Annotated in this window: 18 protein-coding genes and 1 pseudogene; 17 read left to right on the top strand and 2 right to left on the bottom strand. The window is 61.0% G+C overall.

Going from position 1 to position 18,251, the window contains the following annotated elements; all coding sequences use genetic code 11:
- Positions 1-34 precede the first annotated feature (34 nt).
- From JN403_RS22280 to cysC, 3 genes are all read left to right on the top strand, one after another.
- Positions 35-1,237: a hypothetical protein gene (locus JN403_RS22280; RefSeq protein ID WP_240356743.1), complete on the top strand. Its 1,203-nt coding sequence runs from the start codon at positions 35-37 to the stop codon at positions 1,235-1,237.
- Positions 1,206-1,952, top strand: coding sequence for a class I SAM-dependent methyltransferase (locus JN403_RS22275; protein WP_345945828.1), 747 nt, complete (start codon positions 1,206-1,208; stop codon positions 1,950-1,952). Before JN403_RS22280 ends, JN403_RS22275 begins: the two co-directional genes overlap by 32 nt.
- 63 nt (positions 1,953-2,015) lie before the next feature.
- Positions 2,016-2,618 carry an adenylyl-sulfate kinase gene (cysC, locus tag JN403_RS22270; protein WP_240357024.1) on the top strand — a complete coding sequence of 201 codons (603 nt, stop codon included), beginning with the start codon at positions 2,016-2,018 and terminating at the stop codon, positions 2,616-2,618.
- 62 nt (positions 2,619-2,680) lie between these two features.
- Here the strand turns inward: cysC and JN403_RS22265 are convergent, their stop codons facing one another.
- Entirely contained in the window at positions 2,681-3,643 is a 963-nt protein-coding gene (locus JN403_RS22265; RefSeq protein ID WP_205484326.1) for an amidohydrolase family protein, read from the bottom strand.
- A 202-nt stretch (positions 3,644-3,845) separates the two neighbouring features.
- On the opposite strand from JN403_RS22265, the gene JN403_RS25965 reads away from it, so the two are divergent.
- From JN403_RS25965 to JN403_RS22240, 5 genes are all read left to right on the top strand, one after another.
- Positions 3,846-4,067: a LysR family transcriptional regulator gene (locus JN403_RS25965; RefSeq protein WP_205484324.1), complete on the top strand. Its 222-nt coding sequence runs from the start codon at positions 3,846-3,848 to the stop codon at positions 4,065-4,067.
- Complete coding sequence (locus tag JN403_RS22255; protein WP_205484322.1) at positions 4,046-4,774, top strand: LysR substrate-binding domain-containing protein; 729 nt, start codon at positions 4,046-4,048, stop codon at positions 4,772-4,774. Before JN403_RS25965 ends, JN403_RS22255 begins: the two co-directional genes overlap by 22 nt.
- Before the next feature lie 95 nt (positions 4,775-4,869).
- Positions 4,870-5,568, top strand: a complete 699-nt coding sequence (locus tag JN403_RS22250; RefSeq protein ID WP_205484320.1) for a haloacid dehalogenase type II — start codon at positions 4,870-4,872, stop codon at positions 5,566-5,568.
- A gap of 327 nt (positions 5,569-5,895) precedes the next feature.
- Positions 5,896-6,759, top strand: a complete 864-nt coding sequence (locus JN403_RS22245) for an alpha/beta hydrolase (protein WP_205484318.1) — start codon at positions 5,896-5,898, stop codon at positions 6,757-6,759.
- Positions 6,760-6,958: 199 nt separating this feature from the next.
- Positions 6,959-7,759: a hypothetical protein gene (locus tag JN403_RS22240; RefSeq protein WP_205484316.1), complete on the top strand. Its 801-nt coding sequence runs from the start codon at positions 6,959-6,961 to the stop codon at positions 7,757-7,759.
- 67 nt (positions 7,760-7,826) lie between these two features.
- Here JN403_RS22240 and JN403_RS22235 read toward each other — a convergent pair whose 3' ends face one another.
- On the bottom strand, positions 7,827-8,597 hold the full coding sequence (locus JN403_RS22235; RefSeq protein WP_205484314.1) for an SDR family NAD(P)-dependent oxidoreductase: 771 nt from the start codon (positions 8,595-8,597) through the stop codon (positions 7,827-7,829).
- A 177-nt stretch (positions 8,598-8,774) separates the two neighbouring features.
- On the opposite strand from JN403_RS22235, the gene JN403_RS22230 reads away from it, so the two are divergent.
- The 9 genes and pseudogenes from JN403_RS22230 (at position 8,775) to JN403_RS22195 (ending at position 18,190) form a co-directional block, all read left to right on the top strand.
- Entirely contained in the window at positions 8,775-9,596 is an 822-nt protein-coding gene (locus tag JN403_RS22230) for an SDR family oxidoreductase (RefSeq protein WP_205484312.1), read from the top strand.
- 324 nt (positions 9,597-9,920) lie between these two features.
- Positions 9,921-10,229 (top strand): TM2 domain-containing protein, encoded by a 309-nt coding sequence (locus tag JN403_RS22225; RefSeq protein WP_205484310.1) that lies wholly within the window; start codon positions 9,921-9,923, stop codon positions 10,227-10,229.
- 288 nt (positions 10,230-10,517) lie between these two features.
- Complete coding sequence (gene glsB / locus JN403_RS22220) at positions 10,518-11,426, top strand: glutaminase B (RefSeq protein ID WP_122537727.1); 909 nt, start codon at positions 10,518-10,520, stop codon at positions 11,424-11,426.
- A gap of 195 nt (positions 11,427-11,621) precedes the next feature.
- Positions 11,622-12,200, top strand: coding sequence for a GAF domain-containing protein (locus JN403_RS22215; RefSeq protein ID WP_205484308.1), 579 nt, complete (start codon positions 11,622-11,624; stop codon positions 12,198-12,200).
- Positions 12,201-12,229: 29 nt separating this feature from the next.
- Positions 12,230-12,997: pseudogene (locus JN403_RS25960) on the top strand (PAS domain S-box protein); the annotation flags it as partial.
- Positions 12,998-13,143: 146 nt separating this feature from the next.
- The gene (locus JN403_RS22210; protein ID WP_240356741.1) at positions 13,144-15,114 is read left to right on the top strand and encodes an ATP-binding protein; all 1,971 of its coding nucleotides are present in this window, start codon (positions 13,144-13,146) and stop codon (positions 15,112-15,114) included.
- A 232-nt stretch (positions 15,115-15,346) separates the two neighbouring features.
- Positions 15,347-16,270: an Abi family protein gene (locus tag JN403_RS22205; protein WP_205484304.1), complete on the top strand. Its 924-nt coding sequence runs from the start codon at positions 15,347-15,349 to the stop codon at positions 16,268-16,270.
- Positions 16,271-16,494: 224 nt separating this feature from the next.
- Positions 16,495-17,130, top strand: coding sequence for a CGNR zinc finger domain-containing protein (locus JN403_RS22200; RefSeq protein WP_122537729.1), 636 nt, complete (start codon positions 16,495-16,497; stop codon positions 17,128-17,130).
- Positions 17,131-17,272: 142 nt separating this feature from the next.
- Positions 17,273-18,190, top strand: coding sequence for a DUF72 domain-containing protein (locus JN403_RS22195; protein ID WP_205484302.1), 918 nt, complete (start codon positions 17,273-17,275; stop codon positions 18,188-18,190).
- The last annotated feature ends 61 nt before the right edge of the window (positions 18,191-18,251 follow it).

Here is an 18,251-nt window from a genome sequence, read left to right as displayed (position 1 = left end):
ACCGCAGTCCCTCACGCATTTCAGGGAGAACACCATGCACCGCAAGAAACTGCTCATCGTTGGCGGCGGCAATTTGTGCCTGCAAATCCTGCAGGTCCTGGCCCCGCGCAATCAGTTCGAATTCCACGTCGCCAGCCGCGATCTCGAAAAGGCCACGCGGATGTGCAACCTGATCCGACTGGCCGCACTTCAACAAAACGTCGCGATTCAGATTCACAGCCATGAGATGGACCTGCGCGAGTCGTGCATCACCCGCAATGCCGAGATGCTCCTGAAGATTCGTCCGGACATCATTATCAATTGTGCCTCGCTGCAATCCTGGCGTGTGATCACGCAATTGCCGGCCGAGCGTTTCGCTGCCCTCGATCAGGCGCAGCTCGGGCCCTGGCTACCGATGCACCTGGCACCGGCCTACGCGCTGATGCGCGCCGTCAAACAGGCGTGCCCGAAAAGTCTGGTGGTCAACGCGGCGTTCCCGGACGCCGTCAATCCGATCCTCTACAAGGTCGGCATGGCGCCGGATGTCGGCATCGGCAACATCGCCAACCTGGTTCCGGCCACGCGCAGCGCCATCGCGCATCTGACCGACTGCCTGCCGACACAGGTTTGCGCCAAACTCGTCGGCCATCACTATTTCAGCCACAGCGTGCCTCGCCATGGCTTGGCGACGCAACGGCACGACGCCAGCTTCAACCTGACCTATTGGATTGATGGCGAAGAGCGCACCGACGAGCACACGGCCGAGGCTATTTTTGGCTGCGTCGCCCGTGAATTCAGTCGGCTCGGCGGCGTTGACGGGCAGTATCTCACCGCCATGTCTGCGGTGACCGTGCTGGAAAACCTCTACGCCGATCACGAGGTGCGGGTTCACGCCCCCGGTCCCCACGGGTTGCCCGGTGGCTATCCGGTCAAGGTCGGCATGGGCAAGGTGCTGCTCGACCTGCCCTACGGCGTGACGCGCGAAGAAGCCATCAAGGTCAATGAAGCAGGGCAGCGCCTGGACGGCATCAGCCTGATTCGCGCCGATGGCACGGTAGTGTTCGGCGAGGCGCAGAGGCAGGTCATGCAGCGTGAACTGAATTTCGCCATGGCCGAGATGCGCGTTTGCGATTCTGCAGCGTGGGCGGAGGAACTGGGGAGCAAATACCGGGCGTACGCCGACGCGAGCCACCACACCAACAGCCATCACGCAGGAGTCGCCGCCCATGACGCCGGTTATCGCGCTTTCGCTTGCTGACCTGTCAGGCAGTGCCGAGGAGGATTATGCCCGGCAGTACACGGCGGATTTCGTCGAGCGCTGGGACGAACTCATCGATTGGAACAAACGTGCGGCCGGCGAGGGCTCTTTCTTCTACGATCTGCTGCGCCCCGCCGGTGCCTGGCGGGTGCTGGATGCCGCCACCGGCAGCGGCTTTCATGCCGCCCAGCTGCACAAGGCCGGGTTTGACGTCACTGCCTGTGACGGCAGCCCGACCATGGTGGATCGCGCCCGCCGCAACTTCGATCGGCTGGGGGTCGACGTTCCGCTCCATCGTTGCGACTGGCAAGCGCTGGACGCCCGCGTACTGGGCAAGTTTGACGCAGTGCTGTGCCTCGGCAGCTCGCTATGCCATTTGTTCGACCGCGAGGCGCGCATCGCCGTGTTGAAGCGGTTTCGGCAGATGCTTAAACCCGGTGGGCTGCTGTTGATCGATCAGCGCAACTTCGAGGCGATTCTAGCCGGCCGTTTCACCTCTTCAGGCCGGTACTACTACTGCGGCGACACCGCCAGTGTCAGCCTTGGCGAACTGGACGAGTCGGTGTGCGAGTTCGTCTATCGCTTCGCCGACGGGCCGCAATATCGGCTGCGCGTGTGCCCGATTCGCCCGCGCCAGTTGCAGGACGAACTGCGTGCGGCGGGGTTCCGCGCCCCCATGCGTACGGCGACTTCAAGCCGATCTACGACGTCATGAACGTGGACTTCATCATCCACCAGGCCCACGCCTGACGCCGACTCAAGGAGGAGCATTGTCATGATCACCCATACCCCTGGCCTGACGCAGCACAACAATCTGGTGCCGTACCCGTTTAGCGAAATCACCTCGGCCAGGCCCGGCGCCAGACCCCGGGTCCTCTGGTTGACCGGGCTGTCGGCGGCCGGGAAATCCACCATCGTCGACAACCTCAGGCCGGTGCTCAGCGCTCGCGGGTTGACGACCTGCATTCTGGACGGCGATTCGGTACGCACCGGTCTGTGCCGCGACTTGAGTTTCTCTGCCGAAGATCGTGAAGAGAACGTGCGCCGGGTGGCGGAAGTCGCGGCGTTGATGGTTGAAGCAGGGTTGACGGTGATGGTGGCGTTGATCTCGCCCACGCGCTCGGCCCGGCAGCTGGCCCGCTCGATTGTGGGCAGTGCGCGGTTTGTGGAGGTGTTTGTCGACGTGCCGCTGGCGGTGGCTGAAGCCCGGGACCCGAAAGGGTTGTACCGGCGTGCGCGGGCGGGGGGAATTACAGGGTTTACCGGGGTGGATTCAGCGTATGAACCGCCGGTGTTTCCCGAGTTGCACATTCGCAGTGATCAGGTTGATGTGGGGCGGGCGGTGAAGATGATTGATGATTGGTTGTTGGCGCGAGGGTAGGGGAAGAGGTGCGGATAACCACCCGTGGTCATCCGCACCTCTTCAAGCTGGCAAGCCGCTGATCAATCGCGTCCAGTTACCATGGGCAAATGCGTCGGTCGCTTCTTGATCGAGGCCGCACTGTTCCAAAAATTTCGGGCATCCCGACCCGGGCGGTACTGGTAAGGGAAGTCGGTGGAGAACAGCAACCGCTCGGTGCCGACGATCTCGACGGCACGGTCCAGATAGTGACGAAGAAACATCCCGCTGGCCGTCACATACAGGTTGTCGCGAAAGTACGTCTCGATGGGACGCTCCAGGCCGGCGACCTGATCCATTCGCGCAAAGCGCTCGGCATAGAACAACACCAGCTCGCCCCAGTGGCCGAGAATAATCTGCAGCCTCGGCAAGCGATCAAAGGTGCCAGACAGGATCAGCCGCAGAAACTGAAGACCGGCATCGTAGTGCCAGCCCATACCAAAGGTTGCGAAACAGGCATCCAGCGTGGGGTTGAATCCGGAGTAATACGCCTCGCGCACGGCAGTCGGCGGTGTTCGGGGGTGGAGCAATACCGGTGCGGTCAGCGCTTCGGCGCAGGCGAAGATGGAATGAAAGCGGCTGTGGTCCAGGTTGTGTTCACCCACTCTCCCGCACAGCATGGTCCCTTTGAAACCCAGGGCGGTGACACAGCGTTCCAGTTCCAGGGCGGCCTGCTCAGGCGATCCGACCGGCAACGTAGCCAGCGCCTGAAAGCGGTCGGGATGCCGCGCCACTGCCCTGGCGACCGTGTCATTGATCCGGCGTGCCATATCGACGCTTTCCGGGCCCAGGTCGTGAAGCGCCGGGGTGGTGAGCGACAGCACTTGAACATCCAGTCCTGTTTCATCCATCAGCGCGAGACGCTCGTCGGTGAGATTTGTCAGGCGTTTCTCGATGGCGCCGGCATGGAAGCCGACGCTGGGGTCGGTCAGCTCAAGGCCGATTGCGCTCCACGCGTCATGTACTTCCGCCATCAGAAAATGCTCTTCGATGCCTATCAGCTTCATCCTGTTCTCCGCGCTCACCGCGCAATGGGTCTACCGGGATAATTCAGCCCGATTGACCGTCGCCCGGCACGCTGTGCTGCGAGGGTCTTTGGGGTTGATTCGACTATAAAGTCGGCCTGCTAAAAGCGGTAGGCGCATAGGAATCACACTATAGTTGCGTCCGACGCCATAGCTGGCCATCGCAACCCCTGCGGATTCCCATATGAGCAACGTTGATTTGAACCTCCTCATGGCGCTGGATGCTTTACTCGTCGAACGCAGCGTGACCGGCGCCGCTCGCCGCTTGAACCTGAGCCACTCGGCCATGAGCCGTACGCTGGCGCGCTTGCGTGTGGTGACGGGTGATCCGTTGCTGGTGCGCGCAGGACGGGGGCTGGTGCCCACCCTCGTGCGCTGGAGCTGGTGGATCACGTCCATACGTTGACGCGAGATGCCCTGGCGGTGCTGCGGCCGCAAGTCAGTCAGGTGGACATGGCGTCGGTCGAATTGACGTTCACGGTCCGCGCGAGTGAATCGTTCATGAAGTGGCTTTCCGGCCCGGTGGCGAACGCGGTTCTTGGCGTAGCGCCACGCATCTGTCTGCGTTTCGAAGCGAAGCCCGATAAGGATGCGCAACCCCTTCGGGAGGGGCTGGTTGACCTGGAGATCGGGCGCATAGGAACGTCGGCACCGGAAATTCGCACCCGCTTTCTTTTCCACGATCACTACGTGGGCGTGGCGCGGATCGGGCACCCGATTCTGGAAAGTGAGGCGGTAACGCTTGAGCAGTTTGCCGCGTGCAGTCATGTTGTCGCGTTGCAGGAGGGGCACGCGATCAAGCCGCTGGATGACGAACTTGAAGGCATCGGTCTGCGCCGAAGAATCACCATTGTGGTGCCGGGCTACCCGGACGCCATGGGCATCGCTTGCCAGTCGGAACTGATCGCTATCGTCCCGGCATCCTGCCTCGCTGATGCGGCTTCGGCCCCGGGCTGCCAAACCCTGGGCCGCTTTGATCTTCCGTCACCCGTTCCGGCGTTCAAAGTCTCGGCGCTCTGGCACCCCCGCATGGACGCTGACCCGGTTCACCGCAGGCTCAGGGACATCATCATTTCCACCTGCCAGGCGGCGTATTCCGGTGGAACTCTTTGAACAACCCGGACACTGAGTTTTAGCGCGTGCCGCCGGGTCAGTCCCTTTTGTGGTCCACACGCGGCATCGTTCCGCAGCCTTCGGAGAACACTTCCATGCTTGAGCTCGATTCCCGCATCAAAGTCATTACCTTCGATTGTTACGGCACCCTTGTGCAGTGGCATGACGCTGTTCGGCGAGCGGCGGCATCCATCCTTGAGCGACATCTGTCGGCCCCTGCCTCCACGGAAAGCATCGCAAGTTTCGCGGTGCGCCTGCGCGAGATTGCGATGGAGCACCAACAGCAATCGCCCTTTCGCGACTATGAAGCGGTACTCGATGCGAGCCTGAACCAGGCGTTGCGCGAAACCGGTCATGACGCCACGGCGGCAGACCTTGAGGCCTTGCTCGCGACCCTGGGAAGGATCGAGCCCCACCCCGACGTACCCGAAGCGCTTGCCCGATTGCGCGAGCATTACCGGATCGCCGTCATCAGCAACACCTCGGATCACCTGATTGCCGACACCATCACCGCCATCGCAACACCGATCAATTTTGTCATCACGGCCCAACAGGCGCGTGCGTACAAGCCCGATCACGCGCTCTTCCACCACGCTTACGCCGCGATGGGTGTTACGAAAGATGAAACGATCCATGTCGCCATGGGCCAGTTCAGTGATCTGAAGGTCTGCCAGGAACTGGGCATTCGGTCCGTCTGGATCGACCGAGAGGGCGAACCCCTGGACCCCGCATGGCAACCTGACGCTGTACTGAAAGACCTTTCCAGGCTGCCGCAGTTGTTGATGCCGTCCTGACATCCCGGCTCGGCTGTCGGTCCCCACGCATAAAGGGGCGACAGGGCTGTTCATGCCGATGATCGGCGCATCGATTTCCGCCGCCCTGGCGGACCATGTGCCAGAGTCCAGCCGCACCAGGACGGCCGGGTATGCCACCACCGCCTATTGCGGCTGTGCGCCGTCGCCTCGATGGCGATCGCGGTAGTGATCCAGCTGATTCCATGGGCCAAGGGATCGTTTCTGAGCTGTCAGGAAGTTGCGCACGGCCGACTGTAATCGGTGAGCCTGAAGCGGGCGCACGCCAGCGGTGCCTGCACTACCGTGGGAGGTCACCAGGAGGTGAACATGTTCGAAGGTTTCCAACTCGCGATGATTGATCTGCCTGAGGCGACGCTACGGGTTCGCTACGGTGGCTCTGGTCCTCCGTTGCTGTTGCTTCATGGTCATCCACGGACCCACACGACCTGGCATCAGGTGGCGCCACTGCTGGCAGACTCTTTTACGGTGATCTGCCCTGACCTCAGGGGTTTTGGGCAGTCCAGCAAGCCCGCCGACCCCCATGACCACGAGGCGTTTTCAAAAAGAGCGAAAGCGCGTGATTGCATCGCCCTGATGGATAGCCTCGGTTTCGATAAATTTCATGTGGCAGGTCATGACCGGGGCAGCTACGCGGCGTTTCGTCTGGCCCTTGACCATCCCTCTCGGGTGCTGAAATTGGCGATTCTGGATGGCGTGCCCATCCTGGAAGCGCTCGAACGGTGTGGAGCGCGGTTTGCTTCCAGCTGGTGGCACTGGTTTTTCTATGCTCAACCCGACAAGCCTGAGCGGGCGATTTTCGCCGACCCCAAAGCCTGGTACGGAGGCAGCGCCGAATCGATGGGCCAGGAGAATTTCGAAGATTTTCAGGCCGCGATCCAGGACCCCGAAACGGTTATCGGAATGCTCGGTGATTATCGCGCAGGCCTCGCCCTGGACCACGTGCATGATAAGGAAGACCGCGAGGCCGGTCGCCGGATTCAATGCCCGCTTCACGTCATCTGGTCCTTGAAGGATGACCTCGAATTCCTCTACGGCGATGTGATTGCTGTTTGGCAGCCATGGGCACAACAGAAGGTCACCGGCATCGGAATCGATAGCGGCCACCACATGGCGGAGGAGGCGCCGGCTGAACTGGCGAGCGCGCTGAAGGCGTTTTTTGCTGCGAAGTGAAGATCGGGACCCCGCTGCAGACCGGACCCTTTATTTCCGCGGAACCGATCTGCCGTTAGGCGCCACACAAGGGCTACCCACTCCCACGCGAACCTCACAGCGATCGCCCCGTTACAACATCCAACACGCCTGCATCCGTGCAAGCGGTCCAGAGTGGGCCTGGGGCACTGCCAACCGACCTTTCAGTTTGGAGAAAAACGTGAAATTACCCGGACTCGGCGCCTCGTCGCCCAAGACACCAGACATCACTCCCCATGCCTCCAAGCCGGACGCCAAGCCGACGCCCGACGCGGGCAAACCCTCGAATACCTCCACCGACTCCGGTAACGGCGGCAGCCGTGCCACCGGCAACTTCAGCAATGTCGCCCAAGGTACGGGCGCTCTGGCCAGCGGCGGCGCGGCCATTTACCGGGCTGACCAGAGCACGCAGAATTCTCAATACGCCACGCAATCCACCACGGGCGCAGTGAACTATGGCGGCCCTGCCGGGAGTGGCGGGCCGTCGGGTCTGCAAAACCAGTCCCTGGCTCAGCAGAGCCCGGGACTGGGCAACGCCGGTGAGCAGTCGACGCAGAACTCACCGCTTCTGCAGCTGCTGGATAAGTTGATCGGGGCGCTGTTGCAGTCAGTTGGCGGCGGGGCGAGTAAGCAACCTGCCGGCGGCGATGCTGCCCGCACGCACACCAAGGACACGCCTGTGGCCGAGCAAAGCCATAACAAGGACGGTTTAACCGGAGCCGCTGGGCAAGTCGGGAAAGCACTGTGGATGGTGCCCGGTTTGAGTAACGTGATGACTGGCATCGGCGAGTCCGACGGCAGTGTCGGCGGGATGCTCAAAGGCGGCGTCGGAGGCGCAGTGGACACTGCGAAAGGCGCAGCCGTGGGCCTTATCGGCGGTGGCGGCAACCCGGTCGCCATGGCGGCTGGTGCTTATGGTGGGGCGTTGTCTGAAACCAAAGCTGCGCCTGAAGGGGTGCGCAACGCAGCGGGCATGCTCTAAACGATTCCTGCCGCATGTTTCCTCCTTCGGGGGACATGCCTGGCAGGGATTTCTCGATCAAAATACTTCACCAGACAATGGGTTTGTCGTCCCAGGCCCAAAATGTCCCGCTGTCCTCCGGCCCATGTGCGCCTACCACCTCAAGAATGCGATCCGCCGAGAAACCCGCTTCAAATAGTTGACCTTCAGGCACATTCGCCTGGAATGGCCGGGACAGGTCGGTATCCGTTGTGCCTGGGTGTATGGCGAGGACGGTAGAGGCAGGGTTCAAGCGTTTCAGTTCAATACTGGCCGTGTGCAGCAGCTGGTTGAGCGCCGCTTTGCTGGCTCTGTAGCTGTACCAGCCGCCCAATCGGTTATCGCCAATGGAGCCAACCCTCGCGGACAGCGCCGCGAACGTCGAAGGTTGCCTGCGCAATAACGGAAGCAGGTGTTTGAGCAACAGGATGGGAGCAAAGGCGTTGGTCGCGAAGCTCGCTTGCAGGCTCGCCAGCGACAGTTGCGCCAGACCCTTTTCTGCTTTGGCGCCGTCCTGATGAAGGATGCCCAGCGCACTGATGACGAGGTGCAGATGATCGCACCCTGCAAGCGTCTCGCTCACCAGTCCTTCGAGGGATGGCTCATCCCGCGCGTCGCAGTCGACTCGTTTCAGACGGTCGCCATAGTGCTCTGCGAGCTTTGCCAGCTCTGTAGCCGTAGTAGCGTTTCGTGATACTGCCCAAACCTGAGACACATCATCGCGAGCCAGCAACGCCGCGCACAGTGCCAGGCCAATACCGCGGCTGGCTCCGCATATCAGCACGTGAGCTTTGCCGTTCAGTTCGGGTATCAAACGCATAAGGCACCTTGAGGAGCATGGCTGAGGTGTTTTTATGACTTCGGGTCAGGTTTTGGCGTTCAGGTTTCGTGGCGTTCGGTTATGGATTAGCCTCTACGCCAGCCGTAAGCATGGCACAGGACAGTGCCTCATTCTCATGGGCGCTCAACACCCCTTACCCTGGAGATAAAATCATTTATGGAAAATAAACTGGCCTCCAAGACAGCGGTCGTTACCGGCGCGGCTCAAGGCATCGGTGCCGCCATTGCAAGGCTCTTTGTGCAAGAAGGTTGCTTCGTTTACGTCACGGATATCAACGAAGAGCTGGGTCGTGCGGTTGCAAGCGCGTTGGGTGTTCGCGCCTGTTTTCTGCGTCTGGATGTGCGGCGTGAAGAGGATTGGCAACGATTGGCCGGGCAGATTTCAGATGGCGGCCGCCGTTGGGATGTCCTCGTGAATAACGCGGGCATCACCGGATTCGAGAACGGCGCAGTGCAGCATGACCCGGAACATGCACGGTTGGAAGATTGGCGTTCGGTGCATCAGACCAATCTCGACGGTGTTTTCCTCGGATGCAAATACGCCATTCGCTCCATGCGCCCGTCAGGCGCCGGTTCCATCGTCAACATCTCCTCTCGCTCCGGCCTGGTGGGCATTCCAAGTGCCGCAGCGTATGCGTCGTCCAAAGCTGCCGTTCGCAATCACACTAAAACAGTAGCGCTTTACTGCGCCGAGCAAGGGCTGAACGTCAGATGCAACTCGATACATCCGGCGGCCGTCCTTACCCCCATGTGGGAACCCATGTTGGGCAACGATGCCGGTCGCGAAGCGAGAATGGCTGCGCTGGTTCGAGACACGCCGCTCAGGCGATTTGGAATGCCCGAAGAAGTGGCCGCTCTGGCTCTGTTACTCGCGTCGGATGACGCCACGTACATCACGGGCAGTGAGTTCAACATTGATGGTGGCCTGTTGGCCGGAACGGCTGCGACTCCAGTAGTCGCGGACGACAGCGAAACCTAGGGCATTAATGTCGCGAGGGCGGGAGACAGTTTTTGCGCGACAGCTACCCATCGCCATGAGCGGCTTTCGGCTTGTAGCGGACAGCGTTGAGGGAAAGATGGGTCCCCTGTTTTGCGCGCACTTCTTTTGTTTTTGGCGTGCTTGCTCACTTGGGATTGTTGCCCTGCCCCTGAGATGTGGTCGTGTCATCGCAATGAGCGGGCTTGGCCCTCCAGATCATTGAAATGCCGAGCAACGTCAAAATGATTGCAAATTGCTACCCTTGAGGATTCAATTAGCCACGCGAAATTAAGCGCGTCGATCACTACCAGGGAAAGGGAATACATGTCCAATCTACAATCTGAAATGCTCATCGAGCAAAAAGTATCCAACGCCCAGAAATCTACTGGAGTGGCTTACCTGCTCTGGTTTTTTGTGGGCGGCTTCGGGGGCCACCGATTCTATCTAGGCAAAACCGGTACTGCAGTGGCCCAGCTCATCATCACCGTAGTGGGTCTGTTTACTTTGATTCCGCTAATCATCACGGGGATATGGGTGCTGGTTGACGCTTTTTTGATTCCTGCCATTGTTCGTGAAAATACCGAAAGCGTACGTCGTCAGGCTCGACTGGAAGTCGCCTCGATAGACCGATAAACAGGCCAATGCGGCAAATGACCGGGCACTCCGTATGGCATGCTCGGTCGACCGCAGTCCTCACCTTCGATGATTTTTATTTCCTCGCACATTCCCGCGCGGGGGCCGGGTGATTTGATGCTGCCCCCTGCCTCCCGACCCGCGACCGACGCAATGCCGGTCCTTTGATACGCCATCTTCTAGACCTCAACAACCAAAATCCTGGCCAATTGTGTGATCCCGCCCCTCCAGCATTCGTCATGAATCCTAACCCCTGCTGCCGTCAGGGGATCGACACCAGGACCCTCCATGCAAACGCTGTTGAACGAGATTCTCGACGAAGTCCGTCCCTTGATCGGCCAGGGCAAGGTGGCTGATTACATTCCCGCGCTGGCCGACGTGCCGGCCCAGCAGTTGGGCATTGCCGTGTATGGCAACGATGGCACCTATCACTGCGCGGGCGATGCACTGGAGCCGTTTTCGGTGCAAAGCATTTCCAAGGTGTTCAGCCTGGTTCAGGCGATCGGCCATTCCGGCGAAGCCATTTGGGAGCGCCTGGGTCATGAGCCCTCGGGCCAGCCGTTCAACTCGCTGGTGCAGCTGGAGTTCGAGCGCGGGCGGCCCCGTAATCCCTTTATCAATGCCGGCGCTTTGGTGATCTGCGACATCAATCAGTCGCGCTTCGCCGCGCCGACGTTGTCCATGCGCGATTTCGTAAGGCGGCTGTCGGCTAATCCCCAGGTCTTGATTGATGCCCGCGTGGCGGATTCCGAGTACCAGTTTCGCGCCCGTAATGCGGCAATGGCGTACCTGATGCAGTCCTTCGGCAACTTCCATAACGAGGTTGAAACCGTGCTGCGCAGTTATTTCAGTTGCTGCGCGCTGAAGATGAGCTGCCTCGACCTGGCCCGGGCGTTCTGCTTTTTGGCGAACAACGGGTTCTGCAAGCACAGCGGCGAGCAGATCCTCACCCCACGCCAGACCCAGCAAGTGAACTCGATCATGGCCACCAGCGGGCTGTATGACGAAGCCGGCAATTTCGCCTACCGCGTGGGGTTGCCTGGCAAGAGCGGGGTAGGGGGCGGAATCGTGGCGATCGTGCCGGGGCAATTTACCGTGTGCGTGTGGTCGCCGGAACTCAATGCAGCAGGGAATTCGCTCGCCGGGATGGCGGCACTGGAATTGTTGAGCTCGCGGATTGGCTGGTCGGTTTTCTGACAGCGGGGCTTCGTGGTTTCAGGTTTGCTGAATCATGCAAAAGGGTGAGCTGTTTGCGCGTGGGTCGCTTCGCCGAAAAAACTGATGCGGGCCGTGTCGAGGGCGAAGGGTTACCCGATACAATGCCGCTCTAGCCCTGTCCAGTTCGAACCAGTCTGCGGGATGTTGATGCCGTGGCGATGTCGGGAGATCCGTTTGACTACCAATCCGGTCGATCCTAGCGGCGATGAGCGCCTGTCTCATGTGCTGAATGCCAGTGAGCGGCTGGTGATGGCGGAATCAGTAGATGAGGTCGTTGCCGTCCTCCGCGACGTGGCGCGCGCCACGGTCGGCGCGGATGGCGTTGCGATCGTCATTCAGGATGACGGGCGCTGTTCCTACATAGCGGAAGATGCGGTCTCACCGCTCTGGCAAGGCCAGACCTTCCCGGCCGATCACTGCATCTCAGGGTGGGTCATGCATCGCGGCGAGACCGTTGCGATCCCTGACGTGCGGGCCGATCCACGTATCCCGCAGGACGCCTACGCGCCGACGTTCGTCCGTAGCCTGGTCATGGCGCCTATCGGTCGACCTGTTCCGGTCGCGGCACTCGGCGCCTACTGGTCGCAGGTCCGCACTCACGACGACGACACGGTCAAACGCCTGGAAAGCCTGGCGCGTCTGGCAACGATTGCCATCGAGAATGCTCGCCTGACCCAGGCACGCAATCGCGCGGCAGCACGGGGGCCGCCCAGAACCGAATCCTTGAACTGGCGGTTGAAGAAACACCGCTGAACGTCGCGCTGGACGCGATTGTCCGCGAGGTGGAGGCGCTGTCCCCGTCCCGTTTTCTGGGCAATATCCTGCTCTTGAACGAGGAGGGCAATCATCTGCAGCATTGCGCCGGACCTGGCCTGCCCCTGGCATTTATCGAGGCTGTGGAAAGCACCCATGTCAGCCCGGGCGCAGGTCCCGGCAGCACGTCCTCGAGCCCGAACCCACGGGTGGCGGTGCCCGACATCTCCAACGATCCGCGTTGGGCCGCATTCCGGGCGCTCGCCGTCGGACACGGTTTGCAGGTCTGCGGGTCCATTCCGATTCGGTCGGCACAGGGTGCCATGCTCGGCACGTTTGTCATGTATCACCCTGAACGGCGCGAGCCGCTGCCGGCGGATATCGAGATCGGCGACTTCCTGGTCAAGACCGTCGGACTGGTCGTCCACCGTGCCCGGGCTGAGGCAGCGATTCGTAGCAGCGAGGCGCGCTACCGCCAGATCGTCGAAGGCGCAGAGGACTTCGCAATCATCACTTTTGATGCCCAAGGCAAGGTCACCGGTTGGAACATCGGCGCCCAGCGCGTTGTCGGCTACCGTGCCGAGGAAGTCATGGGCCGCGACGGCGATCTTTTCTACACCGAAACCGACCAGGCCGAGCGAGTGTTCCAGAGCGAGCTCGCACTCGCGGTGGAACAGGGGCGGGCCGTCAACGAGCGTTGGCACGTTGATAAAAACGGTGCGCGCTTCTGGGGCTCGGGACTGATGATGCCCCTTGTCATGGATCAGGGCGGTTTCGTGAAAATCTTCCGCGACCGCACCGCCGAGCATCAGGCGGAAGCGGCGCTGCAGGAGAGCGCGGCGAGACTGAGCTTTTTGATGAACTCGACGGTCGCCTTTTCAGCATCCGCCGCGCCGAAGACGCTCTGCTCGTTGCGACCGAGTTGCTCGGGCGCCGGCTCAACGTGTCGCGCTGCGCCTACGCGGATGTCGACGTCGATAACGACCGCTTCTGGATTCGCAGCGACTACAACGCGGCTGGCATCCAGAGCTCGGCCGGAACCTACAGCCTCGATCTTTTCGGCCCGCGGGCGGCGGCTGACATGCGCGAAGGCCGAACGCTGATCGTGCACGACGTCGGCGCAGAGCTCGGCCCCAGCGAAGGCCTCGAGATGTTTCGGGGCATCGGCGTTGACGCCATCATCTGCTGCCCGCTGGTCAAGAATGGCCGGCTGACCGCCATGATGGCGGTGCATCAGGATCAGCCTCGAGACTGGTTGCCCTCGGAAGTCATGCTCGTCAGGGAAGTCGTCGAACGCTGCTGGGCGCATGTCGAGCGGGTGGGCGCCGAGATGCGCATGCGCGAAAGCGAAGAGCGTCTGCGCCTTGCCGTCGAACACGCCGACATCGGCTTCTGGGACGTGGACATCGTTCACGACACGCTGATCTGGCCGCCCAGAACCAAAGCAATGTTCGGCATCCAGGCTGACGTGCCAGTCACGATTCAAGACTTTTATGACGGTTTGCATCCCCATGACCGGGACGCAACGATCGAGGCGTTCACGGCGGCCATCGACCCCGAACGCCGCGCCCTGTATGACGTCGACTACCGCACCATTGGCAGGGACGACGGCATGATTCGCTGGGTCGCCGCCAAGGGGCGCGGCGTGTTCGACGCCGCCGGCCGCTGCCTGCGCGTTACCGGCACGGCTGTCGAGGTGACCGCGCGCAAGGAGGCCGAAGAGGGACTGCGGGAGCTGAACGCCACGCTGGAAGGACGAATTGCCAATGCCATCGCCGAGCGTGAAGAAGTCCAGGCGGCACTGCGCCAGAGTCAGAAGATGGAAGCCATGGGGCAGCTTACCGGTGGCGTGGCCCATGACTTCAACAACCTGCTCACCCCGATCGTCGGCACCCTCGACATGCTCCAGCGCCGAGGCGTGGGCGGTGAACGTGAGCAGCGGTTGATCTCCGGCGCCGTGCAGTCAGCCGATCGTGCAAGGACGCTGGTGCAGCGGTTGCTGGCCTTCGCTCGTCGTCAACCGCTGCAGCCCGTGTCGGTCGATGTGGCGAAACTGGTGAACGGCATGGGCGATCTCGTCGCCAGCACTACCGGGCCGCAGATCCGGGTCGTGGTCGATGCCCCGCCTGATCTGCCAGCGGCGATCGCGGACCCTAACCAGCTTGAGATGGCGCTTCTGAACCTTTCCGTGAACGCCCGCGACGCCATGCCGGAGGGCGGGACCATGCGGATATCTGCCTGCACCGAGTGGGTGAGCAGGGACCACCGTTCCAGGCTGCCGACCGGCGACTACCTGTGCCTCTCCGTTGCGGACACCGGCATTGGTATGGATGCGCCCACCCTTGCGCGGGCGGTGGAGCCGTTCTTTTCGACCAAGGGGGTTGGCAAAGGCACGGGGCTGGGTCTGTCGATGGTGCACGGCCTGGCGTCCCAGCTGAACGGCGCGCTGACCATTCAGAGTTCGCCAGGGCTTGGGACAAACGTAGAGCTTTGGCTGCCCCGCAGCATGACCCTGCCGACCTCGGCAGCACGTATCGACGACGCGCAGGAACGGCACTCGCTGCGTGGGATCGCGCTGCTTGTAGACGATGAAGAGCTTGTGCGGGCCAGCACGTCGTACATGCTGGCCGACCTGGGCTACCGGGTCATCGAAGCCTCGTCTGGCGAGGAAGCCCTGCAACTGCTGGGGACCGGCCAGCACGTCGACCTGATCGTCACGGACCATCTCATGCCCGGCATCAGTGGCACCGACCTGGCCAGACGGGTCCGTAACGCTCGACCCGGGACTGCGATCCTGCTTGTATCGGGGTATGCGGAACATGAAGGGCTGGACCCGGATTTGCCGCGCCTGACCAAACCGTTCCGCAAGAGCGAGCTGGCGGCGAGTCTTTCTCAGCTTGGGAAGACGTCTTGAGGTGGGTGTGAGCTTGAGGTGGATGGCTGTGGCATCGGATCATGGGACTATTTGACAAACCAGGCGGTGTGAATCAGTATTTGCGGCAATTGCGCCCAATCCTCTGGTACCGGCAAGTCCGGTTCTATGGTTGGGCCTTCTCGTATTTGGGACATGGAAGTTGCGGCAACTCGCTCCACCTAAACCATTCCGGTCTTATAGCGACCTGGCCAGACTGCTGATCAGTCGCGGCATGGAGGTTGCAGATCCGCTTCGGGCTGAGCGCAAGCTTGCACAGGTGGGCTACTATCGGCTTAGTGGGTTCTGGTTTCCCGCACGAGAGTTTGAGCGGGATCAGCAAGGTCAAGTTACCCTCTGCAACGCCACGCTGAAGCCTCGGCGAAAAGAGGCCTTCACGGCTGGCGCCTCTTTTGATTCGGTAGTCAATCTTTATCTCTTCGACAAAAAGCTTCGCCAGTTGATGCTCGATGCTATCGAGCGTATCGAGATTCACATGCGCGCGATAATTGCTCATGAGGTTGGATACCACGATCCGCTCGCTTACCTCGACACGCGATTCGTCAACCCGAAGCAGACCACGAACTGGCAGGACCGACGCGGGAGGCAGCGCAACACCTGGAACGAGTGGCAGACCAGGCAAACGGATCAAATTAACCGCAGCCGGGAAGACTGCATCGAATGGCATCGTCAGAACCACAAAGCCATGCCTTTCTGGGTAGTGGTAGAGGCTTGGGACTTCGGGACTCTCTCCAAGTACTTTGAGATCCTGAAGGGAGGCTATCAAAACCGAATTGCAGCTCGACTGGGGATCAGCAACGCAAAGGTGCTTAAAGATTGGCTGCAGGAAATTAACACGCTGCGAAACCGTAGCGCTCACCATACCCGTATCTGGAACCAGGTAGCGTCTAATCCGTTACCAGTGCTCCCCACAGATGCATACTTCCAAGCCCTGGCGCTAGATCAGAATGCGCTCAGCCGTCTCTACGGACTGATTTCCGTTATGTGGTTCCTGCTACGCCAGATCGGGCCAGGGTCACGGTGGCTGCAACAAGTGGGAGACATAATCGACACGAAGCCCGATTTACCTGGCTGCCTGTTCGCATCGCTTGGCCTCCCATCCGAGCATGGGTTTCCTCGGCAATTGTTAGGTATATGAGTCGCCACTGCAGGGACCTGTTCGTTGGCGGAAGTAAGGACACATCAATGCATAAAGATGGCGCATCGGTTGGCTAGGGGCCGGCTTACTCTCAGCCCATGTCTGCAGAGGTGACCGGCAACTTGGAGTCGTGTACAGCCACTCACCCTACAACCGTCCGAAACTTCAGCAACCCCTCACATCTCTGCCATGATGCCCTCACCGCCTCCAGCTGAGGGCATTCCATGTCTATCGGACAACTGAAGATCAACGCCATCCGCCTCGTCGGCGGGTCGGCTGTGCTGGATTACCTCAATACCTGTGACGGCCGCCGCCCGGGCACGGGGTTGCTGGAGGTTGTCGACAAGCTGGGCAACCTGGAGGACATCGTCCACTGGTTCCGCCACGCCGACCTGATCGACGATCTGGAGCACCAGCACTTCGTTGCCGTCGTGCGCCGTTCTTCCTGGCACACGGTGACGGCATTTGAACAATTGATCGATTTCCGCGAAGCGCTGTATCGGTTATTGCTTCCTATGGCGCTGGACCACAGCGCCGATCAAGTCAGCCTCGATGCGTTGAATCAGGCGCTGGCCGACACGGCCGACCAGCGCCTGCTGGTATTGACGCCAGCGGGTGTGATCTGGCGCTGGCGTGTCGGCGATGATCTGGGCTCGATGACGGCCGGGTTTATCGGCCGGCTTGCGGTTCAGGCATCAGAGCTGCTCACCTCCGGCGATCTGTCGCGTCTCAGGGCGTGCGCCACCCCGGACTGCGACTGGCTGTTCCTTGACACCTCTAAAAACGGCCGCCGCCGGTGGTGCCAGATGAATGTCTGCGGCGCGCGGGAAAAGGTCAAAAGGGCCATGGCCGCGTCCTGAGCGCAGGCAGTGGCGCAGCCTGCGGCAATCTGCGCGACAACGCCCGCAAAAAGCCAGGGAACCTGCCGGGTTCCCAAGCTTCTTATCTCTAGTTCAGAAGTGTCGCGGCAGGTGCCGTGGCAGGACACGAGAGAGCACAGGCATGGGCGACATTCGTATCGGCATTTCAGGCTGGCGTTACACGCCATGGCGCGGGGATTTCTATCCCGACGGCCTGACGCAGAAAAACGAGTTGAAATTCGCCTCCAGAGCCGTGAACAGCATCGAAATCAATGGCTCGTTCTATTCGCTGCAATCGCCTGAGCTGTACGCGCGCTGGTACGACGACACGCCAAAGGGATTTGTTTTCAGCGTCAAGGGCCCGCGCTACATCACCCATGTCCGCCGTCTCAAGGAAATCGACGAGCCTGTCGCCAACTTCTTTGCCTCCGGTGTTTTTCAGCTCAAGGAAAAACTGGGGCCAATCCTCTGGCAGTTCGCGCCCAACTTCAAGTTCGACGCCGAGCGCTTTGAGCACTTTCTCAAACTGCTGCCCCACGACGGTAAAGCCGCCAAGGCCTGCGCCAGCAAATGCGCAGAACGGCTGCAGCAGCCGGGTTATCTGGACATTCCGGCGCGCCTGAAGCTGCGTCACGCCGTTGAAATCCGCCATGAAAGCTTTCTGGTGCCTGAGTTTGTCGCGCTGCTGCGCCAATACAAGGTGGCGCTGGTGGTCGCGGACACCGCCGGCAAGTGGCCCCACGTTGAAGACCTTGCCACGGATTTCGTCTACGTGCGCCTGCACGGTGACAAGGAACTCTATGCCAGCGGCTATTCCGACGAAGCGATCAAGCACTGGGGCGACCGCATCGATGCCTGGCAACGGGGCGCGCAGCCCAAGGATGCTCAACTGATCGTGGACAAAGCCCCGCGCGCGCGGAAGTCCCGCGACGTTTATTGCTATTTCGACAACGACATCAAGGTCCGCGCCCCTTACGACGCGCGCCGGTTGCTTGAACGTTTCAATCTCACTGAAAACCTGGAAGTTGCGCCAGGCGATTTGCATGGAGCCACGTTGTGACCAGTGCCCTGATCCCCGAAGACCTCAACGGCCGACGACAAAGCGCGTCGGCCTCGGTCAC

It is taken from the genome of Pseudomonas sp. 15A4, assembly GCF_016925575.1.
GTDB lineage: Bacteria > Pseudomonadota > Gammaproteobacteria > Pseudomonadales > Pseudomonadaceae > Aquipseudomonas.
Note: the sequence above shows the minus strand (reverse complement) of the source record. Positions and strands in the feature narration are given on the sequence as shown.

Coding starts and splice junctions, on each gene's coding strand:
- JN403_RS22235 (WP_205484314.1), bottom strand. CDS start 8,597: ATGCGTTTGATACCCGAACTGAACGGCAAAGCTCACGTGCTGATATGC.
- glsB (WP_122537727.1), top strand. CDS start 10,518: ATGCAAACGCTGTTGAACGAGATTCTCGACGAAGTCCGTCCCTTGATC.
- JN403_RS22250 (WP_205484320.1), top strand. CDS start 4,870: ATGCTTGAGCTCGATTCCCGCATCAAAGTCATTACCTTCGATTGTTAC.
- JN403_RS22280 (WP_240356743.1), top strand. CDS start 35: ATGCACCGCAAGAAACTGCTCATCGTTGGCGGCGGCAATTTGTGCCTG.
- JN403_RS22265 (WP_205484326.1), bottom strand. CDS start 3,643: ATGAAGCTGATAGGCATCGAAGAGCATTTTCTGATGGCGGAAGTACAT.
- JN403_RS22195 (WP_205484302.1), top strand. CDS start 17,273: ATGGGCGACATTCGTATCGGCATTTCAGGCTGGCGTTACACGCCATGG.
- JN403_RS22225 (WP_205484310.1), top strand. CDS start 9,921: ATGTCCAATCTACAATCTGAAATGCTCATCGAGCAAAAAGTATCCAAC.
- JN403_RS22245 (WP_205484318.1), top strand. CDS start 5,896: ATGTTCGAAGGTTTCCAACTCGCGATGATTGATCTGCCTGAGGCGACG.
- JN403_RS22275 (WP_345945828.1), top strand. CDS start 1,206: ATGACGCCGGTTATCGCGCTTTCGCTTGCTGACCTGTCAGGCAGTGCC.
- JN403_RS22200 (WP_122537729.1), top strand. CDS start 16,495: ATGTCTATCGGACAACTGAAGATCAACGCCATCCGCCTCGTCGGCGGG.
- JN403_RS25965 (WP_205484324.1), top strand. CDS start 3,846: ATGAGCAACGTTGATTTGAACCTCCTCATGGCGCTGGATGCTTTACTC.
- JN403_RS22205 (WP_205484304.1), top strand. CDS start 15,347: ATGGAGGTTGCAGATCCGCTTCGGGCTGAGCGCAAGCTTGCACAGGTG.
- JN403_RS22230 (WP_205484312.1), top strand. CDS start 8,775: ATGGAAAATAAACTGGCCTCCAAGACAGCGGTCGTTACCGGCGCGGCT.